Raw genomic sequence first — 23,298 nt, 5'->3', positions numbered from 1 at the left:
GCTTTATCTTTTCAGGTACACATAGAAGCTCTTACTAGCCTCTTCGCTCACGATAGAGTTCAATTTCTTCCATGATTAAATCACGCATTCTGGTGGTTGTTTCGTAACCAAGATCAATGGCTTCCTGACCACGATAAAACTCCATAATACCAATGTGACCTAGCTTAGGCTGCACTAAGATATCGGGCGGATCACCCGCCATACGAGCCTTAGTAATACGCTCCTGCATAATGTCTATAGAGCTGGCCATAACACTGAACATACCCGGCGCTTTTTCACCATTATTTCTAAAGCGCTCTTTAAAGCTATCCAGATACTCTTTACTGCCCGACCACATATTATCGAAAAAGCCATTTTCATTATCCTGAACTTCCATTTCCGCTTTTTCTTTATCCATCTGTTCAGCCTCTGTCTGAGGTGGAATACTGCGCCCTTTTCGTTGTTGCATCTTGGAGTTCAACTGTGAGTTAAGGTGCACAGCGATAACAAAGTCGGCACCTAAGGCGCGGCATAAAGACACAGGAACCGGGTTAACCAAACCACCGTCAATTAACCAGCGACCATCAAATGACTTAGGCGACAATATTCCGGGCATGGCACAGGAAGCTCTGGAGGCATCGTAAAGGTCGCCATTGCGTAACCAAATCTCGCGACCACTATATAAATCGGTAGCCACCGCGCCATAAGTAACGGGTAAGTCTTCAATATTACGCTGGCCGAATTCCTCTCTGGCACGGTTAAAGACTTTTTCTCCACCAATGATTCCGCCGTGGTTAAAACCAAAATCCAGCAAATTAAACACTTCCCAACGGTTCATGCCCTGAACCCACTGTTCTACCTCGGCCAACCGCCCGGACGCATAACCAGCCCCCACTAACGAGCCGATTGATGTGCCGGCAACTATATTTATTCGCACGCCCATCTCTTCCAATGCCTTAATGACACCAATGTGCGCCCATCCTCTTGCCGCTCCAGAGCCCAGAGCTAAAGCGACTTTCACTTCAGACATGTGCTGTTTCCTACTTTTCTTAATAATGTATCTATCGTACTATGATTACTCATTCGTCAACAACATCACTGAGCAGTTAGATGATTTGGACAGAACGTCAGTCAGGTACATCAGAACAGCGCCCTAACGATACCCGCACAAACTTTCAACGGGACAAAGCCCGAATTCTTCACAGTGCGGCATTCAGGCGGCTGCAGGCAAAAACTCAGGTTATGTATGTTGGTATGCACGACTTCCCCCGTACACGACTGACCCACTCGCTGGAAGCCAGTCAAATTGGTGCCAGCCTGGTGGTTCATTTAAGTAACCAGCATCCATTACTGGCTGAACAACTAGAGCTGTCAGAACCGTTGCTCGAATCCTTATGTCTGGCGCACGACATAGGACATCCGCCATTTGGCCATGGTGGCGAAATTGCTCTTAATTATATGATGCGTAACAACGGCGGATTTGAAGGTAACGGTCAGACATTTCGTATTGTCACCCAGCTTGAAGCATACACGCCTGAGCATGGCATGAGCTTAACCCGAAGAACTCTGTTGGGGCTGTTAAAGTACCCGGTATTAGCCAGTGCAATCCGAAGGCAAGAACTTCCCCCTGAGGTAACAAACTTTCGTCATTTACCCACTCGCGAATGGCTGCCACCAAAAGCCTTGTATGACGACGACTCAGAGCAGTTAGACTGGGTACTTCAGCCGCTAAGCACTAACGATAAGAAAAATTTCCAGTCATTAGTGCACGAACCGGCACAAACTACCCACGGGAAAAGCGCTTTAAAAAGTGTTGATGCGTCCATTATGGAAGCCGCAGACGATATCGCATACGGCGTTCACGATCTTGAGGACGCCATTGTTGTCGGCCTAATCCAGCGGCATCATTGGGAAGAACACATGTTCTCTGACCTACAGCAGCTTGAAGCAGAACTTTCCGACTTTAGCGCCCAAAAGTTAACCGAAGATCTCTTTTCCGGCAGCCATCACCGCCGCAAGCAGGCAATAGGAGGGTTAGTTAACCGGCTGCTTACTTCAGCAAGGCTTACCTCTACTGGGTACAATTTTGACTGCCCTTTGCTGCAATATGAAGTTCAGTTAGGGGCGGCCGAAAAAATTCTGCTGAACTCATTAAAGCAATTTATTTTTAAATGGGTGATTCGAAAGCCCGAAATGCAGGCACAAGAGTTTAAGGGCCAGCAAATTGTTATGGAGCTGTTTGAAGTTTTAGCCGTGGAGCCGGAACGTTTATTGCCTGAAAACACCCGCTTGCGTTACTTGCAACAGCAACAAAAAGGCGGGAATGCTCTACGCGTAATTTCTGATTACCTTTCCGGAATGACTGACGGTTATGCCGCTAAACTCTATCAGGAACTGTTCTCAGTCAGCTCACCAAAAAGTGCGTTTCAGTAACTTTTACTCATAAAAAAGCCGGAGCAATAAGCTCCGGCTTGTTATTACGAAAAAATAAATCAGTTATGACAAACTGATATCATCTTTCTCGTTACCTTTCTTTTCTGTTTTCTTGTCAGCCTTAGCTTCGCTCTTCGCGTCTTCTTTCGCAGCAGCGCGCTCAGCTTCACGAATTTCTTTTGTTCGCTTTTCTGGTTTCGACAACAACAATTCGCGAATACGGCCTTCTAACTCATCAGCAATTTTAGGGTTGTCCTGTAAAAACTTCATTGAGTTAGCTTTACCCTGACCAATTTTATCGCCGTTATAGCTGTACCAAGCTCCGGCTTTATCAACCATTTTGTGTTTAACACCCAGGTCAATAAGCTCACCTTCTTTAGAAATACCTTTGCCGTATAAAATTTGGAAGTGCGCTTCTTTAAACGGTGGAGCAACCTTGTTTTTAACCACTTTCACGCGGGTTTCGTTACCCACAACTTCATCACCTTCTTTCAATGCACCGGTACGGCGAATATCCAGACGAACAGAAGAATAAAACTTCAGTGCATTACCACCCGTGGTAGTTTCAGGGTTACCAAACATCACACCAATTTTCATCCGAATTTGGTTGATAAAAATACACATGGTGTTGGATTTCTTAATGTTCGAAGTTAGCTTACGAAGGGCTTGAGACATTAAACGAGCCTGCAAGCCAACATGGCTATCGCCCATTTCACCTTCAATTTCTGCTTTGGGTGTTAGCGCTGCTACTGAGTCAACAATAACAATATCGACTGCACCGGAACGAACCAGCATGTCGCAAATTTCTAAAGCCTGCTCACCGGTATCTGGTTGCGATATTAATAAGTCATCAACGTTAACACCTAAAGCTTCCGCGTAAATCGGGTCTAACGCGTGCTCAGCATCAACGAAGGCACAGGTCTTACCCATTTTTTGCGCTTCGGCAATCACTTCCAGAGTCATGGTCGTTTTACCACTGGACTCAGGACCGTAAATTTCTACAACCCGGCCAAAAGGTAAGCCACCAATACCAAGAGCAATATCCAGCCCTAACGAACCGGTTGAAACAGAGTCGATATCGAGAGTCTGGTTATCGCCCAGACGCATGATAGAACCTTTACCAAATTGACGTTCGATTTGTCCGAGCGCTGCATCTAACGCCTTTTGACGATCATTGCTCATTATAAGCTCCGTTATTAATCACTGGTTTTATAAACAGTATACTGTACACATTTACAGTATCAAGCGTTGTTCTTATTTTTTCATTAAAACAAAAGTAAGTTATTGTAATTCAATTAGATTTATAAGTTTGTCCAGAACTGCATCTAAGGTTTGTAAACGCACCTGAGTGCGGTCACCTGCAAATTGTTCAGACCAACACCAACAGCTTTCACCATTTGCTATCGCCATCCACACCAAGCCCACTGGTTTATCGGCTGTGCCACCTGCAGGCCCTGCAACACCACTCACTGCAATACTCCAGTCGGCATCACATGCCGCTATGGCACCAGTGGCCATTTGCTGAACACAAGCCTCGGAGACTGCCCCATGCTTTTCCAGCACGCTGAGCTCAACCAACAACAGCTTTTGCTTAAGGGCATTAGTATAGGTGATTAATCCACCATTAAACCAAGCAGAACTTCCCGCAACTTCGGTAATAGCGTATCCTATCCCTCCTCCGGTACAAGATTCTGCGGTACATAATGTCTGCTGCTTCTGCTGTAGACTCGAACCCACTTGTTCCGCGAGTTTAAAGGTTTGCGGCGCGATTGCCGTGGTTGCTAACATAACACTGGCTCCAGATAAGAATAATCAATTATGCCTGAATTCTCTGATAAACAGATCCAATCACATACCCCAATGATGCAGCAATACCTACGTATAAAAGCGGAGCATGCTGACATGCTTTTATTCTATCGCATGGGGGACTTTTACGAACTGTTTTTTGAAGACGCCAAACGCTCAGCCCAACTGTTAGATATCTCCCTCACAGCGCGGGGCCAGAGTAATGGTGAACCTATTCCAATGGCAGGTGTTCCCTATCACGCAGTAGAAAACTATCTGGCGCGCCTGGTCAATATGGGCGAATCCGTTGCCATCTGCGAACAAATTGGCGATCCGGCAACCAGCAAAGGTCCGGTTGAAAGAAAAGTCGTGCGTATTGTCACACCGGGAACCGTCACTGACGAGTCGCTGTTAGCGGAAAAAAGACAAAACCTGCTAGTTGCGATTTGTCCGCTGAACCCAAAACAGCCGGAAGCTGAATACGCGATATCCAGTCTGGAGCTAAGTAGCGGCCGTTTCTGGCTAACCAAAGCTCATTCCAGTGAACAACTGGCTGCAGAAATGCAGCGTCTAGAGCCGGCCGAGCTGCTCTATCCTGAGTCTATTTCCTTGGCCGGACTACCTTTAGCAAAATCGAAATGCAAACGCCGACCGGCTTGGGAGTTTGAACAACAAACCGCTTTTATGCTGCTTACTCGCCAGTTTGGCACTCAGCATTTAGAAGGCTTCGGTATCAAAAATAATGAGCCTACCCTGGCAGCCGCCGGTGCTATTCTGCATTATGTAAAAGAAACTCAACGCGCCGCCCTGCCTCACATTCAGGCGCTGGTTACTGAGCATCCGCAAGATGCTATTATTCTGGACGCCGCAACACGCAGAAACCTTGAGCTGCAACAAAGCATGGGCGAAGGTGATACGCACCTTTCGGCGGTACTCGACAAAACCGTTTCAGCTATGGGAAGCCGCCAATTCCAACGTTGGCTGCAGCGCCCTATTCGTAACCATCAGGAACTTAACCAGCGTTATGATGCTGTCGACGCATTAAAAGAAAATCTGAATTTTGAAAATATACAGCTAACATTAAAACAGTTAGCCGATATTGAACGCATTGTTGCCCGTGTAGGCTTACGAAGCGCGCGTCCGAAAGACTTTGCTCGTTTGCGCGACAGCCTGGCTAGAATACCGGAAGTCAGAGCGTCTTTATCTCACCGTTCGTTGAATTATCTGCACGACATTATTGAACCCTTTCCAGAAGTGGTCGACTTGCTGACTAAAGCCGTTATTGAGCAGCCACCTTTATTGATTCGCGACGGCGGTGTTATTGCCGAAGGATATGATAGAGAGCTTGATGAATTGCGCGATCTTGCAACGGGTGCTACCGACTACCTGAAACAACTGGAGCAGCGTGAACGTGAGAGAAGTGGTATCGCCACATTAAAAGTTGGCTATAACAGAGTTCACGGCTACTTCATTGAGGTCAGCCGGCAGTCATCAGAAGCTGTACCCGATGACTATCAGCGTCGCCAGACACTAAAAAATACAGAGCGCTATATTATTCCAGAGTTAAAGGAGCACGAAGACAAGGTTCTGAATGCTCAGGCGCGTTCTCTGGCCAGAGAAAAATGGCTTTACGACCAACTCTTTGAGCACTTACTGCCGCAGGTGAATGCGCTGCAAAAAAGCGCTTCGGGTCTGGCTCAACTCGATACGTTGTGCTGTTTTGCACGGCTGGCTGACAATTATCGTTATTGCCGCCCGCAACTGAAAAAGAAAACCAGCTTAATTGAATTGGAAGCTGCCCGTCACCCGGTTATTGAACAACTGAGCGATGAGCCTTTTATTGCGAACCCCATGTCGCTGACACCTCAGCAACGTATGCTGATGATAACCGGCCCTAACATGGGTGGTAAATCAACTTACATGCGACAAGCCGCGTTAATCGTTATTCTCGCGCACATGGGCTGCTATGTGCCGGCTGATAAGGCAATTATTGGCGACATTGACCGTATCTTTACCCGTATTGGTGCCTCTGACGATTTAGCCTCAGGCCGTTCGACTTTTATGGTAGAAATGACAGAAACCGCAAACATTCTGCATAACGCCACAGCAAAAAGTTTGGTGCTTATGGATGAAATTGGTCGTGGTACTTCAACCTATGACGGCTTGTCACTGGCGTGGTCTTGTGCCGATTATCTGTCCCGACAACTCCAGTGTCTGACCTTATTCGCCACTCATTACTTTGAGTTAACCGAGTTGGCGGAAGAGTTACCAGCCACGGTAAACGTTCACGTCGATGCGAAAGAGCATGGCGATACCATCGCCTTTTTGCATAAAGTCAGTCCAGGCGCTGCTAGCCAGAGCTTTGGCTTGCAAGTGGCTAAGTTGGCCGGAGTGCCCGATCATGTCATTCATAAAGCAAAACAAAAGTTGTCAGAGCTGGAGCATACTCACCACGGAGTTTTAAACGAACCAAAACAAACCACTATGGAACTCACTCCTTCGCCTGAAACCTTTCCCTCTCATGCAGAAAAACGCGACCCACTGCTTGATGAACTGGAACAACTGGACATTAATGATCTGACTCCGAAGCAGGCGCTGGATATTCTTTACCAATGGCAGCAGAAACAAAAAGGCTCAACAAAAAGTTGAGCCTTTTTAGTACGTTTAGTAACTGCTACTTTTACTGAGCAGTAAATAGAGAATCTAATGTTAAGCCTTGCTGTTTTAAAGAATCGCGTAATTTACGCAGGGCTTCCACTTGTATCTGTCGAACTCGCTCACGCGTAAGGCCTATTTCACGACCAACATCCTCCAGGGTCGAAGGCTCATAGCCCATCAGTCCAAAGCGTCGTGCCAGTACTTCACGTTGTTTCTGATTTAACGACTGCAACCATTCAGTGATATTCCCTTTCAGGTTTTCATCCTGCAAGACACCTTCCGGTCCAGTATCAGTATCATCGGTGAGAATATCCAACAAGGCTTTGTCGTTATCACCGCCTATAGGCGTATCTACCGAACCAATGCGTTCATTCAGACGTAACATTTTGGTGATATCGCCCACTGGTTTATCGAGGCTTTTCGCAATGTCTTCGGCGGTTGGCTCGTGATCCAGTTTATGCGCAAGTTCACGGGCAGCACGAAGGTATACGTTAAGCTCTTTAACAACGTGAATCGGCAATCTAATGGTGCGCGTCTGATTCATAATAGCGCGCTCAATAGTTTGTCGTATCCACCAGGTAGCATAAGTTGAGAAACGGAACCCGCGTTCAGGGTCGAATTTTTCAACCGCTCTGATAAGGCCGAGGTTACCTTCTTCAACTAAATCTAATAAAGGCAGTCCCCGATTAGAATAACGACGGGCAATTTTAACAACCAACCTCAGATTACTTTCAATCATACGACGGCGGGCTGCTTTGTCGCCTTTCAATGCACGGCGGGAATAAAAGACTTCCTCTTCAGCAGTCAGTAACGGAGAGAAACCTATTTCTCCCAGGTATAACTGCGTCGCGTCCATCTTCTTTTGATATTGAGTTGAAGACGAGGATAGCGCCTCTTCCAACTCTTCTGCTGCACTGTCAGTGCTATCTACAATAGATTCTTCTTCATTAGCTTCGACGTTTTCAACTGCTTCTTCCTTTATGCGGCTCATAACAAGCTCCTGTTATACTGAACACCGTGTTACAACACACGTCGACTTCCTTATCTTGTTATTATTATTCCCACATGACTAGCGAGATTTGGGTAAGTAATGCCTCGGATTGACCGACTTACCACGGAAACGAACTTCAAAATGCAATTTCACACGAGAACTACCGGAATCTCCCATACGTCCGATAGTCTCACCTACGTCCACCCATTCTTTTTCCTTCACCAGAATGTCTTCATTGTGAGCGTAAGCAGTAATAAAATCATCGTTATGTTTCAAAATGATTAAATTACCAAACCCGCGTAATGCGCTTCCAACATAAACCACTTTTCCAGCCGCAGCGGCGTTAACTGAATTACCCCGCCTACCGGCAAAATCTATCCCTTTATTGCCTTGTTCACGCAACGAGAAGTCAGCTATTATTTTGCCCGATGACGGCCAGCGCCAAACAATATTGTCATTACTGGGTTGCGCCACTTCAGGCCGTTCAATTCGCTGTCTCGGTTGGCTCTTGCTAACCTTATCGGTTTGTTTTGCAACCGTTTTTCTTGTGCTTGTTTTTTGACCATACTCTTTCTGTTTCTTATTAGCAACGGGCGTTTTTATATTATTTTGTGCGTTATCAGAGGCTTTTTTATTCTGTTTAGCACTAGTTGTTCGCTGTGCCTTTCTGGCTGTGGTGGCGCTCCCTTGTGGCGCATTCGCCAGACTTAACTTTTGCCCCGGATAAATAGTGTAAGGTTTTTGTAAATTATTGATTTGGGCAATATCCTGGACATCCAGGTTAGCCCGAAAGGCAATTGAATAGAGAGTTTCTCCGGGCTGAACTTCATACTCTTTGTCATTTATCGAGTTGGCTTCAAAATCGCGGTAAGTTTTTCCGGTATAGAGTTCTTCAACGGGTGCAGGTGTCGACCGGCCACTGCAAGCCTGCAGCAGAATAATGGCAAAAACCAATAATACAGATTGCTTAATTGCCCCGGACGATACCAACATCATTTATACCAACTGCGCTATTACGTACCCAATAATAACCAGTATTACCAGTGTCCAGCCAATGCGGTCAACATATTCACGAAGTTTTACGCCCATTTCCGGACCTCCAGTGCGCAACAACCAGGCCACCAAGTAGAAGCGCATACCCCGACTGATAGCCGATGCAATAACAAAAGGGAAAAACGCTATCTGCATAACGCCGGCAGTTACCGTAAATAGTTTATAAGGAATGGGAGAAAAGCCTGCAATAAACACTATCCAAACGCCCCAGTCCGAAAACCAGCCCTGAACAGTAAGCAGCTTCGACTCGTAGCCAAGTGCCTCAACCGCTGGCAGAACTAATGATTCATAGGCCCAGTAGCCCAGAAAGTACCCTAAAATTCCGCCTGCTACTGAGGTAACTGTCGTTAGAAACGCTAATCGCCACGCTCTTTTAGGTTGAGTCATTGCCATTGGCGCCAGCATGACATCGGGTGGAATAGGAAATATCACCGACTCTGCAAAACTCAAAAGGCCAAGAATAATGTCTGCTCTGGGATGCTGAGTCCAGGATAAAACTTTATCGTACAGTGCGGAGAACAGCTTCAAACGACATCTCCCTTAACTAAAGGCACAAAGCGCACATCACCAATACGCTGTTGCTCCAGAGAATCACCAAAGCGACGCATTACTACGAGACTCTGCAACTCGTTCTGCTCGCCGACAGGAATAATCATCACGCCGCCGTCTGCAAGCTGATCGACTAGATCCTGAGGTATGTCGCTGGCGGCTGCGGTAACAATAATTCCGTCAAACGGACCTTTGCTGCGCCAGCCCTTCCAGCCATCACCATGACGCATGGCAACATTATGTAAATCCAACTGCCGCATACGTCGCTTGGCCTGATACTGCAACGTAGCAATACGCTCAACACTGAAAACCTTATCAACTAGCTGAGCCAGAACCGCTGTCTGATAACCCGACCCAGTGCCTATCTCCAGCACATTTTTACAATGATGCTGCATTAATAACTGCGTCATTGTTGCCACCATTAATGGCTGCGAAATGGTCTGCCCATTACCAATGGGTAGCGCCGTATTTTCATAGGCTTTGTGAGCTAATGACTCGGGCATAAACAGATGTCTTGGGGTTTCAGATATCACCCGCAAAACCTCTTTGTTGGTAATGCCGAGATCCTCTAATTGTTGAATCAGCCGCTTAACCCGCGACTGTCCATTGCTAATCATCATTTTTGTTGTTCTAACCAGTCTGTCAGTGTATCGGTGTGGCGTTGCGCCGTCATATCCAGGCTTAACGGTGTAATAGAGACATAACCTTCATGAATCGCGGTAAAATCGGTATTAGGCTCATCACTAGCATGATGCCCAATGGGTCCATACCAAAAGATTTCGCTGCCAAAAGGGTCTCGGTCATGAACCATGGTCTCAGCGCGATGCCGACGTCCCAGTTTAGTCACCCGGGTACCTTTTAACTTATCGTAGGTCGTGTAAGGCACATTGATATTCAGTACCGTATCAAGTCGCAACGGATCGTTTTCCATGTTAGCGATAATTTCTGCCACAACCCGTCCGGCGGTATCATAGTAGTCGTGTCCACGCCCCCCCATTGACACCGCAATGGCAGGCAGTCCCATAAAGCGCCCTTCCATCGCGGCTGCGACCGTGCCCGAATACAATACATCGTCACCCATATTAGGGCTGTCATTAATACCGGACACGACCAAATCCACGTCTTCAGCCATCGGCGAGTTAGTGCCTAAATGAACACAGTCTGTGGGCGTACCATTAACAGAATAGAAACCATTATCCAGCCGACGCACCCGCAAAGGGTTATGTAAGGTTAACGAATTACTGGCACCACTGCAGTTACGGTCCGGAGCTATCACCCTTACGTCCGCCACTTCTTTTAAAGCCTGGTACAACGCGAGAATTCCCGGAGCGTGTACGCCGTCATCATTACTTAATAGAATTTTCATCATCTGGATTCACCACTTAAGTCCACAATTTCATTTAATACGGTTGTTGCATAAGCACCAGACGGAAGCGTAAAGCGAAGCTCTGCGTCCTTGCCCTGCCAACTAATTTCTGGGTTTTCTACGCGCAACAGAATAGCCCGGCGAGCCGCTTCTACGCGCAACTTTTTAAGCGCCTGTAACCAACTATCGAACGGTTGTAATAAACTTTGTTCAAAGGCGTCGGCTTCCCCCTTCACTAAGGGTTTATTTGTGCTTCCTGCTAAAGGTGCCGTTAAGTAAATATTGTTATTTGCCAGCCGTTGTCTAAGTTCGTCGTCCCACTGCTCTACGGTAAAAACCGACTGCGAGCCTTCCAGCATGACACAATCACCAGTCAAAGTTCCTTCTATACCAAACTGACGTATTCGCTCAGCCACTATCTCGTTAAATAAATAGCTGCGCAGTGCGGACAAATAAAGGCTTCTCTTGCTGCGGCTGATACGTGGGGGGCGGCTCGCCATAAGCCAGCGCTCAGCTTGTGCAACGTTATCTCCGCTGCGGCCAAAGCGCTGTTCGCCAAAGTAATTTATTACGCCCTGCTCACTCACTCCTTGCCAAAGCTTTTCCAGCCCCTCCCGGGAACTGACATTAGCTAACCGAATAACGAAGCGGTTCGCACGGTGAAACCCCGTCTTTAACTTTTTAGTTCTGCGTATCACTCGCTCAACCGACATTTCTTCATCGTTTAACTCATTCCAGTTAAGCGTTTCTTTGCCGGGTAGTTGAATGGAAAACCATTGCCAGGTCACTGCCTGGCGATCTTTTAATCCGGAATAACTGACATTTCTTTCTGATACTCCGGCAAACCGGGCTATTTTTTCTGCACAAAAATTTGTATTAGCTCCGGTTTTTCTAGCCCAAAGCCACTGGTGCTCACCTTCACCGTCATCAATAACATCCAACTGCTCAATAACCTGAAAATCTTCCGGCGTCTGTTTAAATTCGGCCTGCGGTCTGTCGCCTTTATGTAAACGCGGTAAATCAGTCAAAGACACTTGCGAGGGTGCCAACATTAAAATGACTCCATAAGAACCACGGCATGACAGGCAATACCTTCTCCACGTCCCACAAAGCCTAATTTTTCTGTCGTTGTCGCTTTGACATTCACATTATCAATGCAGGTTTTTAAACACTGAGCAATACTGGCCCGCATATCGTCAATATGAGGTGCCATTTTCGGAGCCTGAGCTACAACGGTTACATCAATGTTACCAGTCTTGAACTCTTTCTCCTGACATAGGCTTACTGCATGATTCAGCAATTCGGCACTATCCGCCCCGGCATAGCGTTCATCGGTATCCGGAAAGTGCTGGCCAATATCACCTAACGCTAAAGCGCCTAATACCGCGTCGGTGACAGCATGCAGAACAACATCTCCGTCAGAATGAGCGATAAGTCCCTCGTGATGTTCTATTTCAACGCCCCCTAAAACCAAAGGTTTATCAGAACCCCAACGATGAACGTCATAACCATGACCAACACGGATTTTCATGAACGACTGCCCTCTTTAATTTTTATGATCATTATTGTTCGCTAATAACCAGTCGCGAACACATTCAAAATCTTCCGGGTGAGTCACTTTTACATTGCGAATAGACCCGGGAATAAGCGCCGGTTGAAAACCACACCACTGCATAGCCGAAGCTTCATCAGTTAACTGAGGGTTTAATGCCCCCATGTGCTCAATAGCTTGTTGTAAACGTTCTGCATTAAAAACTTGTGGTGTCTGAGCCTGCCACAACGCCTCCCGATCAACACTGGATTCTATATGGGTAACACCGGCTTCATCATTGACAGAGATAACAGCGCGTTTTAAGGAATCTCTTACCGGGATAGCAAGAATTGCGCCTTGAGGATCCGTTAATCCAGTATTAATAACCGCTGTTAGTGCCGTTTTCGGTAAGCAAGGGCGTGCCGCATCATGCACCAGCACATGAGTAGCCCCTTGAGAAACGGCAACTTTAACTCCAGCTAATACGGATTCGGCACGGCTATTGCCGCCTTTAACAAAATGAACCTTTGCTGGCAGGTTTTTTTTAAGCTCAATAAGGTATTCAGCATTAGGGTCAGAAACCGAGACGACAACCTGTTCAACCCGCGCATCGTTCAATACGGCTTCGATGCTGTACTCCAGCAAAGTCCGGTTAGCGACCGTGAGAAACTGCTTGGGGACGTTTGTCTGCATCCGGCTTCCGTTGCCAGCCGCAGGAATTACAGCTATTAACGAATCAGTTTGACTGTATGTGCGGCTTTCTGACTCACTCTTCATCTCGCTCACCCGCTCAGGCTATGGATTACGATCAGGTACAAGACGGAAGAAAACTTCATCCTTTTTTACCATCCCTAGTTCGTTACGGGCACGCTCTTCCAGCGCATCTTCCCCTTCGCGCAAATCTTCGATATCTGCGTAAATGAGTTGATTACGTCTTTCCAGGTTTTCATTCGTATTTTTCTGATTGCTGACTTCTTGCTGCAACCGCCAATAATCCGGTAGGCTGTTTTTGCCAAACCACAGACGATATTGTAACGCAAGGAACAAGGCCAACAACACGACCAGAGTCACCCGCATGCTCAGCTCCGTTGTTTTTCCTGTTATCATTATGAAGACTATTGGCGTGACTGAAAAGCCGTTTTCAGCATTATAAGACAAAAGAGGTTCATTTGGAGTATTTCGCTGCCGCAATAGTATTTTTCTTTGCAGCTTTGGTTCAGGGGGTAAGCGGTTTTGGCTCCGGTTTATTAGCCGTTCCAATTCTTGCTTTGTGGTTCCCTATTAGCGTACTTACGCCCGCACTGTCTGTCATTAATATCGTGATAGGCGGCTGGATCTATTGGAAAAACAGGGAGGCGGCTCGCCCGTCTCAGTGGAAGTGGCTGATTTTTTCAGGCGTCATTGCCTCCCTGATATCAGGTTCTTTGCTGCTAAGCGTAAACGAACAGTTTATTAAACTGGTTCTTGGTTTTGTCATACTGGCTGTTGCACTCGCTTTAGCCAGCGGTAAACAACTACCAACGGCTGAGCATGCGCCCGGACATATTGCGGTGGGTACCGGCTCTGGCTTGCTCAACGGGCTAATGACATTAGGCGGCCCCCCTATTGTTTTATTTCTGGCCAATGCCCGTATCCCAAAACAACAATTTCGCGCTACACTCAGTCTGTTTTTCTGCTGCATTGCCATGGCAAACGTCGCGAATTTCTCGCGCCAGTCTATTTACGCGGAGTCCCATCTTTATCTGGTACTCACCTTACTACCCTGCGCGCTTATTGGCGCCAGCGTCGGGCAAAGACTTCAACAGCATGTGTCAGAGCAACGCTTTAGACAATTTACACTGGTGCTAATGATACTTTCAGGACTCAGTGTCGTATTGCAAAGTATTAAATAGTTTTAGTACTCCAGCCGACGGCTCTGGTAAAATTAAATTTATGCTTGAAACCCTGTACGCATTTTTCGATTTGGGTCAATTTTCCCAGCTCCCTATAAATGGCTCCCATAATCCAGGGTTAGTCGTGCTCTCCTATTGTGTGGCATTGCTTGCCTCTTATACCGCGGTACTCACGCTGGAACGTGTACAAATATATCAGGCTAAGGTTGCTCGCTACAGTTGGCTAGTTGTTAGCGCGGTCATCTCTGGTGTTGGTGTCTGGAGTATGCATTTTATTGGCATGCTGGCTTTTGAGCTTCACCTGCCTATGAGTCACGGCGTGTTATTAACTCTTATTTCGGTTATTCCGGCTATTGTCGGCAGCTTTATTGCCATGAAGATTCAAGTCTCCTTGTCATCGGTTAGCGCGACTCTAATTGCAGGCACCGTTTTGGGTGCAGGCATTGGTCTGATGCACTATACCGGAATGGCGGCAATGGAAATGCCAGCCCACCTTCGTTATGACCCACTCTGGTTTGTACTTTCGGTAGTTGTTGCCGTATCGCTGGGCATCATTGCTTTATTGGCATACCGCCATTATAAAAAGTCGGAAAGAACCAGCTGGTTCAGGCGCAGAAGCGCACAGATTGTTGTTGCCGCCATTATTGCTCTGGCTATTTCTGGTATGCACTATACCGCCATGATAGCAGCCAATTTTTACCCCACCCGGGAGCCTGATGCGGTCTTCACCGGCCATGGTAACTGGCTGGCTTACGTTGTCGGAATTGGTTCCTGTTTAACCGCTTTCATGGCAATTATAGCCTCTCAGATAGACAGACGCTTACAGCAACAACAAAAATTAGCCCAAATGTCGGCAGAGCAACTTTATGAAGTCATTAGTGCCATAGATGATGGCTTATTGCTATTCGATGAACACAATCGTGTTTTGTTAGCGAATCAGGCATTTACGCGACTTACCGGAGATGACCTGGAACGAATAAAAGGCAGTAAACTCAATATTGAAGACTATATTGAGCATGCCGATAAGCTACTTGAGAATATTAAGGCCACACTGGCCCGCAGAATTGCCTGGCAAGGTAAGGTTAATGTTAAAAAGCGCTCTGGTACGACTTTCCCTGTACGCTTAAGTATTTCAGAGGTACGCTACAATCAACAAAAAGAACGACATTTTGTAGCAACGGTCACAGACATTAGTGCAGAAGTTGAGTCCAGTGAACGTATCCGTTATCTGGCATATAAAGACGCTTTAACTGGATTAGCGAACCGTCGCTCTTTGTTAGATCATTTACAGGATCAACTTGCAACCTATGAAGAAGACGGACAAAACGGGGCATTAATTCTGTGCGATATCGATAAATTTAAAATACTGAATAACACCCTGGGTTCCGACATGGGTGATTTGCTGCTAAAACGCGTGGCTGAGAGACTGAAAAGCTCAACTAAAGCCAACTCATTCCTGGCGCGTTTGAGCGCGAACGAATTTGCTGTTGTGCTAACTGGCCTTGAGCGTGGTAATTCAGTTAATATAAAACAGCAATTGCTGACCCGAATTTATCAATTACTGGATCAACTACAGCAGCCCTATCAGCTCAACAGCTACACACACCTTTGCTCTTTTAGCGCAGGCGCTTCCTTGTTTGACGACAGCGAATCAAATGCTGAAACCTTAATGACCCAGTCAGGCCTGGCTTTATCCCACTCAAAACGCAAAGGCACGGGAGAAGTCTCACTGTTTCGTCAGGAGTTTGCTGATGCGGTCAGCAAGCGAGTCAAACTGGAAGAGCAATTGCGTAATGCAATAAAGCAAAACGAATTCGAACTTTATCTGCAACCTCAGGTAAATATTGAGTCAAAGCCCACCGGAGCTGAGGCACTCATCCGCTGGAAACAAAGTGATGGTCGCTTTGTTTCTCCTGCTGATTTCATTCCTTTAGCCGAAGAAACCGGTTTGATTGTTCCTCTGGGGTACTGGATTACTGAGCGCGCCTGCCAAATTCTCCAGCAATGGCAGCAGAGCCCGGACAAGGCAAATATGCAGCTGTCGATTAACGTCAGTGCCAAACAGTTTCAGCAACCCGAGTTTGTTGAGCAGGTTCAACTTCTGGTAGAGAAGTATGAGATACCGCCTCGTAGGTTAAAGCTGGAGCTCACAGAAAGCTTACTGATGGATGACATTTCCAGCGTCACCAACAAAATAAAGCGTTTGAAGCGACTTGGTATTGAATTCGCGCTGGATGATTTCGGTACTGGTTACTCGTCTCTTTCTTATCTTATGCAAATTCCGTTCGATACCCTGAAAATCGACGTGTCGTTCGTACGCAATATGCTGGATAGTAAAGAAAAAGCTCAAATTGTTCACACCATTATTCAGCTAGGAGAAAGTCTAAAACTGAACATTGTTGCTGAGGGAGTCGAAACCGAAGAACAATTTAATTATTTGGCGCGACTAAATTGCGATACCTTTCAAGGCTACCTGTTCAGTAAGCCCGTACCTGAGTCTGAATTTCTGGCAGATAAGACAACCCCATAGCTTAACGTAGCTGGCTGTCTTTACTCCCCCTCCGGTTAAAGCCCGCTTTGCTTGAGTCCTGCTTGTCGAGTTCCGCCTGGCATTCCACACACAGACGAACACCCGGAATAGCTTTGCGCCGGGCTTCCGGAATAGGCTCACCACACTCTTCGCAAAACTCCAGACTTTCGCCGCCGGTAAGTTTGCTGCGTACGCGTTTTACTTCATCTTCGGTACTGGCATCAATTTGCTCCTGTACAGCACCGTCGTGCGACCAGCCACCCGCCATATACAACTCCTTAGAAAAATGGAGAACACAAACAGACGCTGAGTCTGATACATTAACTATAACGTAAAAGTTAATTGCTATTTAGATTTTACCTAAAAGAAACGCCTATGAAACTTATTTATACCCATGAAAACAAACTATTAGTGGAGAACGCCCGTAACCTATTGCAAATGGAAGGCATTGAAACGGTTATGAAAAATGAATTTTCCAGTGGCGCCGCTGGTGATTTAGCGCCATTAGATACCTGGCCTGAATTATGGCTTGTTGAAGATACTCAACTCGCTGTCGCAAAAACACTGATTGAAAACATGGAAGAACAGGCGAACGGCGCGGACTGGCGTTGCAATAATTGTCAGGAAATTAACGGAGCCGCTTTTGAAGTCTGCTGGAGTTGTGGAAACCCAGCTTAACCAAATCATACAGAACAAAAGGAGACATAAATCATGAACGGAAGTGAAACTTATACAATGGCTTATTGGGGCGTACTTATTGCACTAGTCATTTTGCTGGTTCAATGGGTTATTGCCAGCGGTCAAAAAGCGAAACAACCCGGTGCCGTTCCGGGCAAAATCGACGACTCACTGAGTCATTCATCTTTTGTGTTTCGTGCTCACCGCACCCTAATGAATTCGTTAGAAAACTATCCTCTGATGCTGGGCACAGTATTTCTTGCCTTCTTCATAGGTGCCAGCGCTTTCTGGACGGGGCTGTTTATCTGGATTTTCGCTATTGCACGCTTAATTCATATGGTTCTTTACTACGCCATAGCAACAGAGAAAAACCCCAGTCCCCGCAGCTATTTCTTTATGATTGGTTTGGTAGCTAACATTGCATTATTGATCTTATGCGGCATAACTCTGATCTAATTATCATTAGATCTATATACTTAACGGGCCGACAATGCGCCGGCCCGTTATAACTATTGATAACAAATAAATATAACTATAATCTGGTAAGACAACAGAGATAAGAGTTCCAAATTCTATGAAAACATTTTTATTAATAACAGCAGTCAGCGCCTTTCTAATTGGCTGTAGTAGTGCGATCTTTAATACAAACCTAGAACCCTATGCGAAAAACAAATATCGAATGATTGCGGTGAAAGAATATTCATTTCAGCAAATGATCACATTTCAAGCTGAATCACTTGGCGGAGTATCCGCTAACTACTGTCAACAGAACCTCGAAGACCCCAAAGCTAATCAGTCAGCCATCATTGACAACTTAAAAACCAAAGTTTATCAAAGAGGAGGGAATGGGCTAGTTGTTGAGCAATGCCGTTCTTCAAAATACCGATCCTGTGAAAGTTATATTGAATGCTATGGTTCTGCTTACAACGTTCCTGAAGATTAATATACATAGCTAAGTATTATACATCAGCCCATTCTCTTAACAGGTTATGAAACACCTTGGTCAGACGATCAAAGTTTTCAGACTTACCGTTTGCATCAAATTCAGCTTTCAACGATTGCTCTATATCAAAGAGTAGCTCTCTGTAATTCGGCTGTTTAATTAAGCTTTGCACCCAGCCTATCATTGCCAGCCTCGAACCTTTAGTCACCGGATTAACCCGATGTAGGTAATGGCTCGGATACATGAGAATATCTCCCTGCCCCAGTCGCCAGCTCCGCTCGCCACTGGCATCCTCAATAACCAACTCTCCACCGTCAAAATCCGATAATGGTGACAAGCCCAGCGTAAAAGAAATATCGGTTCTTACACCGTTCATCAAGGAATCATCCATGTGAGTACCGTAATATTCTCCCTGCAGATATCGGTTTATAGTCACCCGCGCCACCTGCTTTGGTCGCATTACCGATTGCACCAGAGCGTTTTTCTGAAGCCTGTCCAGCAACACCTGAGTAGCCGCCTCAGACTTTTTACCCGACAGTTGCTGGTTATTTTTTACATCTTTCGCTGCCCAGCCTGCGGTTTTTTTGCCATCGCGAAACTGCCCGGCATCAAGGCCAGCAACAATACTCTTTACGGTGTCTGTATCAACGGCGTTGCTAATTTGTAATATCATACTTCCACACTTCTAACTTGCGAATAGTTATCATTTCTGCAAATATACATGAGTTAACTCTCTCAAAAAAGCATACTAAGGTCTTTCTATGTTTGAAAAGAAAAAAGTTTGGCTTGGTGTTGGTAGCGTTCTGGCCACCACTGTAGCAGCATCACAGGTTTCAGCAACGCCCTTCACGCAGCCGAGTGCTGCACCAACAATGTTTATGGCCGCTCCTATGGCAGAAGGCGAAATGTCAGCTCCTGAAATTGATTTAAACACCAATGACACGGCTTTTCTGGCTCAGCTAGGTTTTATCCGCGGCCATTTATGGGTGGGCATGAAACTTTACGAGCAAGGCCACATTGAAATGGCTAAAACTCACATGAAACACCCGGGTGACGAGCTCTACAGTGGCCTCACTGAAGCATTTGAAGCACGCGACTTGCCCGGATTTGCCGAACCATTAAATACACTGGCGGAAAGTGTCATCAATGATAAAGATGAAGACACGGTTATGAGCAACTACAAGGCTCTGCTGGACTCTATCAGCGCTAATGAGCCTATTGCTGAAATGTCAGCTAAAGACGTCATACTGAGTGTTTCATCAATGCTAATGGTAGCCGCCGACGAATACGCTATTAGCATTCAGAATGGCGAAGTCGCTAACGTGCACGAATATCAGGACGCCATGGGCTTTAAGGAAATTGCGCTTGAACGTTTAAACCGCATTAATGATAAAGAAGCAAACAAAGCTGAAGAAGCCATTAGCGAAACTCGCAAGGTAATCGGTAACCTTGAAAACCTATGGCCTACCACAACTCCAGAAGGCGAATTCGAAGGTGATCCGAGTAAAATCTACGGTGCCGCCTCTCGTATTGAACTGGAAGCACGCAGTATTTAATACCCACCAACCTGCATTAGGCTTACTTCTTTTACACATAAAGGAGTAGGCCTGAGTTACCCCTTCATTTCACTCGTAAAAGCTCATTAAAGCAGTATTCTAAAGGCATCTTAAGTCAATTACTAAGGTGTCGTTATGAGCATTCAATCTCTTTGCAAAGTATCACTTATTGCTGTGTCACTCACTGGTTTATTCATAAGCCAGGCAGCCGATGCCAGCGAAGGCGAAAACGTTTACAAAAAATATTGTCAGGCGTGCCATCAGCCAAATGGTAAGGGCATGCAAGGTGTTTTTCCACCACTGGCAAATAACCCGAACCTAAAAGACAAACCGTCCTATATCGCCGAAACCATAATTCAGGGTAAGTCAGGCGCTATCACCGTTAATGGAACTAACTACAACGGCGCTATGCCGCCCATGGGTTATCTGAAAGACGCCGATATCGCGACCTTAGTTAACTACATCAATACCGAGCTTGCAGATGGCAGTGAAACTATCACAGCCGAAGCCGTTGCCAGTTTGCGTTAAACCTATTTGTTATCAGTTAAAGGAAAAATCATTATGAAAACTCTAAGTTTATCAATTATCAGTGCATCTCTTCTGGCCGCTATGGCGTCTGCATCAGCTCCGGTTAATGCTGAAGAACTCAGCCTTAAACACGACAGCGAATATGTCATTGACGGTAAAATCTATGGCTTACCAGAAGCTAAAGTTTACCGTGAAGACTACAATGGCCCGGCGGTTGTTGGCGACTACCTTACTCAAGTTCCAAACATAGCGGAGCTCGACTATGAAGGTAACAAAACTCACGATGTACGCATGGATGTTTTCTCTCAGAAGATAGAGGTTGCTCCGGGAGTAAGCTATTCAGCCTGGACATTCGGTGGCTCAGTACCCGGCCCCGTATTACACGTACGTGAAGGCGACCGTGTTATCTTCAAAATGAAAAACCGCTCTGACGAAGAAGTGACTATCACTAAACCGGTCAAAAATGGTTCGCCATTCTTCCAGCAAGTACAAGCCAATGGTTATCAGAACAATCAGCCTGTAGTTAACCCAATGCCGCATTCTATGGATTTTCATAGTGGTACAGTCGCTGCTGAAGACAAATGGCGTACCATTTCTCCGGGTGAAACTATTGAGTTCGAATGGATAGCCAACTACGCGGGTACTTATATGTATCACTGTGGTACTTCCAGCGTACTCATGCACACAGCTATGGGACAGTATGGCGCCGTTGTAGTATCTCCTAAAGATGGCTACCCAACTGACAAAGACGTTGATAAAGAATTCGTTTTGGTTCAGTCAGAGCACTATCTGGAAGAAGCATCGGAAGGTAACTACATCTATAACCACGGTGCAGCCCTGGATCGTCAGCCAAGTCATGTGACCTTTAATGGCCATGTTGCAGCACTTAGCGACAACCCTTTACGCGCGAACGAAGGTGACCGTGTGCGCTTACATGTGTTAAACGCAGGTCCATCAGGCACTTCCAGCTTCCACGTAATTGGTGCCATTTTCGACCGCGTCTGGTACGAAGGCGACCCGCGTAACGAGTGGTATGGCATGCAAACCGTGCTGCTGGGTGCCAGTAACAGTGCAACAATTGAATTTATTGTTCCGGAAGAAGGAATCTATAAGTTGGTCGATCACGAATTTGCTGATGCAGAGCGTGGCGCAGCTGGCGCATTAATTGCCGGTCCGCGTAAAGAGAAATAAGGGGAAACTTATGGTTAAGTGGCTTGGAGTTGCAGGTGTTCTATTATCACCGTTAGTGCTCGCCGATCCAGTTCTGATCAATGGTGGTACGTTTAAGCCACCGGTATTACTGGATAAAGAGCGGCTCAGCATAGAGATGGAAAGTTTCATGCTGGACTCAACTCCGGTCACTAACCAAGAGTTTCTGGAATTTGTCATTGAACAACCACAGTGGCAGCGAGACAACATCGCTGCCCTATTCCATGACGGAAATTACCTGAAGCATTGGGATAATAATACTGGATTTGCTAAAGGCAAAGAAAATGAGCCCGTCACTTATGTGTCCTGGTTTGCCGCACGCGAATACTGCTCCGCACAAGGCGGGCGTCTGCCCAGCCTTAACGAGTGGGAGTATGCGTCGGTCAAATATCGGCAACAACAGAACATCAGCGATGATGATTATGCACGTAACCTGTTTGCCTGGTACAGCCAGCCACACAGCGCGAAACAACAAGCTGTCGACCCAAATGCAGACCAATTGATGCACATGCACGACCGTGTCAACGAATGGGTAGACGACTATCAATTATTACTCACTAACGGCGATGACGTCGATTTGCTTTCCGGCTCATGTGGCGACGGAGCACGCTTTATGTCGAGTTTTAGTAACGCCAATTACGCCACATTTTTCCGTTATCAGTCGCGCAGTGATTACGCCCCGCAAAGTGCTACCAGCACTATGGGTTTTCGTTGCGCATACGACCTGGAGAACGACCATGAATAAATTGCTAAAATTGACCGCCCTGGCGTCTTTGATCTTTGTTGCCCAGTCTTTTGCGCAGGATCATTCGCATCACGATATGCACAAGAATCAGACAGCTAACGACCACAGCAATCATACGGCAATGAACGCAGCAGAGGTCTCTCACTCCGAGTCGGTATACCAGGTAGATGCTACCTGGAACACACATAAGAATAGCAAACTTAAGCTTTCAGAACTTGAAGGCCAGCCAGTTATTGTTTCCATGATTTATGGCAGTTGCACCACCGCCTGCCCAGTGTTGGTCCATGACGTAAAACGCTTATACAGCAAGCTGGACGAAGACACTAAACAGCAAGTTAAGCTCGTTATAGTGAGTTTTGACACCGATCGCGATACACCCGAGGCACTCGCTGACTATGTTAAGCAGTATCAGCTTAACAACGACAACTGGCTGTTTCTGAACGGTTCGGAGCAGGATATCAGAACCTTAGCTACAGTACTTGGCGTGAGGTATCGACAGCGTCCGGACGGTGATTTTGATCACAGCAATTTGATCACTATTCTCGATAAGCAAGGGCTTATTGTTGAACGCATAGAAGGCTTAAGCCAGCCAATGGAGAAGCCAGCTAAAGTTGTCGCTAAACTGGTTAACGATTAACAGCGGTTGCATTCGCTCTAAGATTTTGTTCCACTAAAAAAGAATCTTGTCGGAGTGCCGGTAGCTTTCTTAATGAAGTTACTGGCTGAGACCGCAATTGCGGGATCCGTTGAACCTGATCAGGCTAATACCTGCGAAGGGAACAAGAGAGCATCAGCATGACGCGACCGTCGTTTCTGCGCTGGTGTTCCTTTCAACACTCCTGACAAGCATCTCTAACATCAACAAAATGAGA

Annotated in this window: 26 protein-coding genes and 1 riboswitch; of the genes, 12 read left to right on the top strand and 14 right to left on the bottom strand. The window is 46.3% G+C overall.

Annotated elements, in window-relative coordinates; all coding sequences use genetic code 11:
- Positions 1-34: 34 nt before the first annotated feature.
- Positions 35-1,009, bottom strand: coding sequence for a patatin-like phospholipase RssA (gene rssA, locus ACN0TF_RS02340; protein ID WP_417440604.1), 975 nt, complete (start codon positions 1,007-1,009; stop codon positions 35-37).
- Positions 1,010-1,089: 80 nt separating this feature from the next.
- Here rssA and ACN0TF_RS02335 point away from each other — a divergent pair, with 80 nt between their 5' ends.
- A complete protein-coding gene (locus ACN0TF_RS02335; protein ID WP_417440603.1) occupies positions 1,090-2,412 on the top strand; it encodes an anti-phage deoxyguanosine triphosphatase in 1,323 nt (440 codons plus the stop codon).
- Between the two features lie 63 nt (positions 2,413-2,475).
- Here ACN0TF_RS02335 and recA read toward each other — a convergent pair whose 3' ends face one another.
- Together recA and ACN0TF_RS02325 are read right to left on the bottom strand one after the other, a co-directional pair.
- Positions 2,476-3,594 carry a recombinase RecA gene (recA, locus tag ACN0TF_RS02330; RefSeq protein ID WP_011233994.1) on the bottom strand — a complete coding sequence of 373 codons (1,119 nt, stop codon included), beginning with the start codon at positions 3,592-3,594 and terminating at the stop codon, positions 2,476-2,478.
- A gap of 99 nt (positions 3,595-3,693) precedes the next feature.
- Entirely contained in the window at positions 3,694-4,200 is a 507-nt protein-coding gene (locus ACN0TF_RS02325) for a CinA family protein (RefSeq protein ID WP_417440602.1), read from the bottom strand.
- Positions 4,201-4,230: 30 nt separating this feature from the next.
- On the opposite strand from ACN0TF_RS02325, the gene mutS reads away from it, so the two are divergent.
- Positions 4,231-6,846: a DNA mismatch repair protein MutS gene (mutS, locus tag ACN0TF_RS02320; protein WP_417440601.1), complete on the top strand. Its 2,616-nt coding sequence runs from the start codon at positions 4,231-4,233 to the stop codon at positions 6,844-6,846.
- A gap of 31 nt (positions 6,847-6,877) precedes the next feature.
- Here the strand turns inward: mutS and rpoS are convergent, their stop codons facing one another.
- The 9 genes from rpoS to ftsB all read right to left on the bottom strand — a co-directional run bounded on the left by rpoS (position 6,878) and on the right by ftsB (position 13,422).
- Entirely contained in the window at positions 6,878-7,846 is a 969-nt protein-coding gene (rpoS, locus tag ACN0TF_RS02315) for an RNA polymerase sigma factor RpoS (RefSeq protein ID WP_417440600.1), read from the bottom strand.
- Positions 7,847-7,924: 78 nt separating this feature from the next.
- Positions 7,925-8,842 carry a peptidoglycan DD-metalloendopeptidase family protein gene (locus tag ACN0TF_RS02310; RefSeq protein WP_417440599.1) on the bottom strand — a complete coding sequence of 306 codons (918 nt, stop codon included), beginning with the start codon at positions 8,840-8,842 and terminating at the stop codon, positions 7,925-7,927.
- Entirely contained in the window at positions 8,843-9,427 is a 585-nt protein-coding gene (locus tag ACN0TF_RS02305; protein WP_114981397.1) for a YqaA family protein, read from the bottom strand. It lies immediately after the preceding gene.
- Positions 9,424-10,065 carry a protein-L-isoaspartate(D-aspartate) O-methyltransferase gene (locus ACN0TF_RS02300; protein WP_417441104.1) on the bottom strand — a complete coding sequence of 214 codons (642 nt, stop codon included), beginning with the start codon at positions 10,063-10,065 and terminating at the stop codon, positions 9,424-9,426. The genes ACN0TF_RS02305 and ACN0TF_RS02300 overlap by 4 nt, the downstream gene beginning before the upstream one ends.
- Positions 10,065-10,817 carry a 5'/3'-nucleotidase SurE gene (surE, locus tag ACN0TF_RS02295; RefSeq protein WP_417438089.1) on the bottom strand — a complete coding sequence of 251 codons (753 nt, stop codon included), beginning with the start codon at positions 10,815-10,817 and terminating at the stop codon, positions 10,065-10,067. Before surE ends, ACN0TF_RS02300 begins: the two co-directional genes overlap by 1 nt.
- The gene (gene truD, locus ACN0TF_RS02290) at positions 10,814-11,866 is read right to left on the bottom strand and encodes a tRNA pseudouridine(13) synthase TruD (RefSeq protein ID WP_417440598.1); all 1,053 of its coding nucleotides are present in this window, start codon (positions 11,864-11,866) and stop codon (positions 10,814-10,816) included. Before truD ends, surE begins: the two co-directional genes overlap by 4 nt.
- Positions 11,866-12,345: a 2-C-methyl-D-erythritol 2,4-cyclodiphosphate synthase gene (gene ispF / locus ACN0TF_RS02285; RefSeq protein WP_417440597.1), complete on the bottom strand. Its 480-nt coding sequence runs from the start codon at positions 12,343-12,345 to the stop codon at positions 11,866-11,868. Before ispF ends, truD begins: the two co-directional genes overlap by 1 nt.
- A gap of 15 nt (positions 12,346-12,360) precedes the next feature.
- Positions 12,361-13,122, bottom strand: coding sequence for a 2-C-methyl-D-erythritol 4-phosphate cytidylyltransferase (gene ispD, locus ACN0TF_RS02280; RefSeq protein WP_417440596.1), 762 nt, complete (start codon positions 13,120-13,122; stop codon positions 12,361-12,363).
- Positions 13,123-13,140: 18 nt separating this feature from the next.
- A complete protein-coding gene (gene ftsB / locus ACN0TF_RS02275) occupies positions 13,141-13,422 on the bottom strand; it encodes a cell division protein FtsB (protein ID WP_011234005.1) in 282 nt (93 codons plus the stop codon).
- A 92-nt stretch (positions 13,423-13,514) separates the two neighbouring features.
- Here ftsB and ACN0TF_RS02270 point away from each other — a divergent pair, with 92 nt between their 5' ends.
- Together ACN0TF_RS02270 and ACN0TF_RS02265 are read left to right on the top strand one after the other, a co-directional pair.
- Positions 13,515-14,237, top strand: a complete 723-nt coding sequence (locus tag ACN0TF_RS02270; RefSeq protein ID WP_417440595.1) for a sulfite exporter TauE/SafE family protein — start codon at positions 13,515-13,517, stop codon at positions 14,235-14,237.
- A gap of 124 nt (positions 14,238-14,361) precedes the next feature.
- Positions 14,362-16,767 (top strand): EAL domain-containing protein, encoded by a 2,406-nt coding sequence (locus ACN0TF_RS02265; protein WP_417440594.1) that lies wholly within the window; start codon positions 14,362-14,364, stop codon positions 16,765-16,767.
- Position 16,768: 1 nt separating this feature from the next.
- Here ACN0TF_RS02265 and ACN0TF_RS02260 read toward each other — a convergent pair whose 3' ends face one another.
- Positions 16,769-17,035 carry a DksA/TraR family C4-type zinc finger protein gene (locus tag ACN0TF_RS02260; protein ID WP_317496746.1) on the bottom strand — a complete coding sequence of 89 codons (267 nt, stop codon included), beginning with the start codon at positions 17,033-17,035 and terminating at the stop codon, positions 16,769-16,771.
- A 107-nt stretch (positions 17,036-17,142) separates the two neighbouring features.
- Here ACN0TF_RS02260 and ACN0TF_RS02255 point away from each other — a divergent pair, with 107 nt between their 5' ends.
- From ACN0TF_RS02255 to ACN0TF_RS02245, 3 genes are all read left to right on the top strand, one after another.
- The gene (locus ACN0TF_RS02255) at positions 17,143-17,445 is read left to right on the top strand and encodes a DUF2007 domain-containing protein (protein WP_417440593.1); all 303 of its coding nucleotides are present in this window, start codon (positions 17,143-17,145) and stop codon (positions 17,443-17,445) included.
- A gap of 33 nt (positions 17,446-17,478) precedes the next feature.
- Positions 17,479-17,901, top strand: a complete 423-nt coding sequence (locus ACN0TF_RS02250) for an MAPEG family protein (RefSeq protein WP_417440592.1) — start codon at positions 17,479-17,481, stop codon at positions 17,899-17,901.
- A gap of 118 nt (positions 17,902-18,019) precedes the next feature.
- The gene (locus ACN0TF_RS02245; RefSeq protein WP_417440591.1) at positions 18,020-18,388 is read left to right on the top strand and encodes a hypothetical protein; all 369 of its coding nucleotides are present in this window, start codon (positions 18,020-18,022) and stop codon (positions 18,386-18,388) included.
- 16 nt (positions 18,389-18,404) lie between these two features.
- Here ACN0TF_RS02245 and ACN0TF_RS02240 read toward each other — a convergent pair whose 3' ends face one another.
- Positions 18,405-19,061 (bottom strand): Fe2+-dependent dioxygenase, encoded by a 657-nt coding sequence (locus ACN0TF_RS02240; RefSeq protein WP_417440590.1) that lies wholly within the window; start codon positions 19,059-19,061, stop codon positions 18,405-18,407.
- An 88-nt stretch (positions 19,062-19,149) separates the two neighbouring features.
- Here ACN0TF_RS02240 and ACN0TF_RS02235 point away from each other — a divergent pair, with 88 nt between their 5' ends.
- From ACN0TF_RS02235 to ACN0TF_RS02215, 5 genes are all read left to right on the top strand, one after another.
- Positions 19,150-19,944, top strand: a complete 795-nt coding sequence (locus ACN0TF_RS02235) for a hypothetical protein (protein ID WP_417440589.1) — start codon at positions 19,150-19,152, stop codon at positions 19,942-19,944.
- 135 nt (positions 19,945-20,079) lie between these two features.
- On the top strand, positions 20,080-20,472 hold the full coding sequence (locus ACN0TF_RS02230; RefSeq protein WP_417440588.1) for a c-type cytochrome: 393 nt from the start codon (positions 20,080-20,082) through the stop codon (positions 20,470-20,472).
- Between the two features lie 33 nt (positions 20,473-20,505).
- Complete coding sequence (locus tag ACN0TF_RS02225; protein WP_417440587.1) at positions 20,506-21,663, top strand: multicopper oxidase domain-containing protein; 1,158 nt, start codon at positions 20,506-20,508, stop codon at positions 21,661-21,663.
- A 10-nt stretch (positions 21,664-21,673) separates the two neighbouring features.
- Positions 21,674-22,426 (top strand): formylglycine-generating enzyme family protein, encoded by a 753-nt coding sequence (locus tag ACN0TF_RS02220; protein ID WP_417440586.1) that lies wholly within the window; start codon positions 21,674-21,676, stop codon positions 22,424-22,426.
- Positions 22,419-23,063 carry a DUF6488 family protein gene (locus ACN0TF_RS02215; RefSeq protein ID WP_417440585.1) on the top strand — a complete coding sequence of 215 codons (645 nt, stop codon included), beginning with the start codon at positions 22,419-22,421 and terminating at the stop codon, positions 23,061-23,063. Before ACN0TF_RS02220 ends, ACN0TF_RS02215 begins: the two co-directional genes overlap by 8 nt.
- A gap of 40 nt (positions 23,064-23,103) precedes the next feature.
- Positions 23,104-23,222, top strand: a riboswitch (TPP riboswitch).
- Positions 23,223-23,298: the final 76 nt, after the last annotated feature.

The sequence above is a fragment of the Idiomarina sp. genome (assembly GCF_048265525.1).
In the GTDB taxonomy this organism is placed as follows: Bacteria; Pseudomonadota; Gammaproteobacteria; order Enterobacterales; family Alteromonadaceae; genus Idiomarina.
The sequence above is the reverse complement of the archived record's forward strand: the minus strand, read 5'-3'. Positions and strand labels throughout refer to the sequence as shown.

Coding starts and splice junctions, on each gene's coding strand:
- ispD (WP_417440596.1), bottom strand. CDS start 13,122: ATGAAGAGTGAGTCAGAAAGCCGCACATACAGTCAAACTGATTCGTTA.
- ispF (WP_417440597.1), bottom strand. CDS start 12,345: ATGAAAATCCGTGTTGGTCATGGTTATGACGTTCATCGTTGGGGTTCT.
- ACN0TF_RS02300 (WP_417441104.1), bottom strand. CDS start 10,065: ATGATTAGCAATGGACAGTCGCGGGTTAAGCGGCTGATTCAACAATTA.
- ACN0TF_RS02310 (WP_417440599.1), bottom strand. CDS start 8,842: ATGATGTTGGTATCGTCCGGGGCAATTAAGCAATCTGTATTATTGGTT.
- ACN0TF_RS02215 (WP_417440585.1), top strand. CDS start 22,419: ATGAATAAATTGCTAAAATTGACCGCCCTGGCGTCTTTGATCTTTGTT.
- ACN0TF_RS02235 (WP_417440589.1), top strand. CDS start 19,150: ATGTTTGAAAAGAAAAAAGTTTGGCTTGGTGTTGGTAGCGTTCTGGCC.
- rssA (WP_417440604.1), bottom strand. CDS start 1,009: ATGTCTGAAGTGAAAGTCGCTTTAGCTCTGGGCTCTGGAGCGGCAAGA.
- surE (WP_417438089.1), bottom strand. CDS start 10,817: ATGATGAAAATTCTATTAAGTAATGATGACGGCGTACACGCTCCGGGA.
- ACN0TF_RS02325 (WP_417440602.1), bottom strand. CDS start 4,200: ATGTTAGCAACCACGGCAATCGCGCCGCAAACCTTTAAACTCGCGGAA.
- ACN0TF_RS02255 (WP_417440593.1), top strand. CDS start 17,143: ATGAAACTTATTTATACCCATGAAAACAAACTATTAGTGGAGAACGCC.
- ACN0TF_RS02335 (WP_417440603.1), top strand. CDS start 1,090: ATGATTTGGACAGAACGTCAGTCAGGTACATCAGAACAGCGCCCTAAC.
- truD (WP_417440598.1), bottom strand. CDS start 11,866: ATGTTGGCACCCTCGCAAGTGTCTTTGACTGATTTACCGCGTTTACAT.
- ftsB (WP_011234005.1), bottom strand. CDS start 13,422: ATGCGGGTGACTCTGGTCGTGTTGTTGGCCTTGTTCCTTGCGTTACAA.
- recA (WP_011233994.1), bottom strand. CDS start 3,594: ATGAGCAATGATCGTCAAAAGGCGTTAGATGCAGCGCTCGGACAAATC.
- ACN0TF_RS02260 (WP_317496746.1), bottom strand. CDS start 17,035: ATGGCGGGTGGCTGGTCGCACGACGGTGCTGTACAGGAGCAAATTGAT.
- ACN0TF_RS02225 (WP_417440587.1), top strand. CDS start 20,506: ATGAAAACTCTAAGTTTATCAATTATCAGTGCATCTCTTCTGGCCGCT.
- ACN0TF_RS02245 (WP_417440591.1), top strand. CDS start 18,020: ATGAAAACATTTTTATTAATAACAGCAGTCAGCGCCTTTCTAATTGGC.
- ACN0TF_RS02230 (WP_417440588.1), top strand. CDS start 20,080: ATGAGCATTCAATCTCTTTGCAAAGTATCACTTATTGCTGTGTCACTC.
- rpoS (WP_417440600.1), bottom strand. CDS start 7,846: ATGAGCCGCATAAAGGAAGAAGCAGTTGAAAACGTCGAAGCTAATGAA.
- ACN0TF_RS02240 (WP_417440590.1), bottom strand. CDS start 19,061: ATGATATTACAAATTAGCAACGCCGTTGATACAGACACCGTAAAGAGT.
- ACN0TF_RS02250 (WP_417440592.1), top strand. CDS start 17,479: ATGAACGGAAGTGAAACTTATACAATGGCTTATTGGGGCGTACTTATT.
- ACN0TF_RS02220 (WP_417440586.1), top strand. CDS start 21,674: ATGGTTAAGTGGCTTGGAGTTGCAGGTGTTCTATTATCACCGTTAGTG.
- mutS (WP_417440601.1), top strand. CDS start 4,231: ATGCCTGAATTCTCTGATAAACAGATCCAATCACATACCCCAATGATG.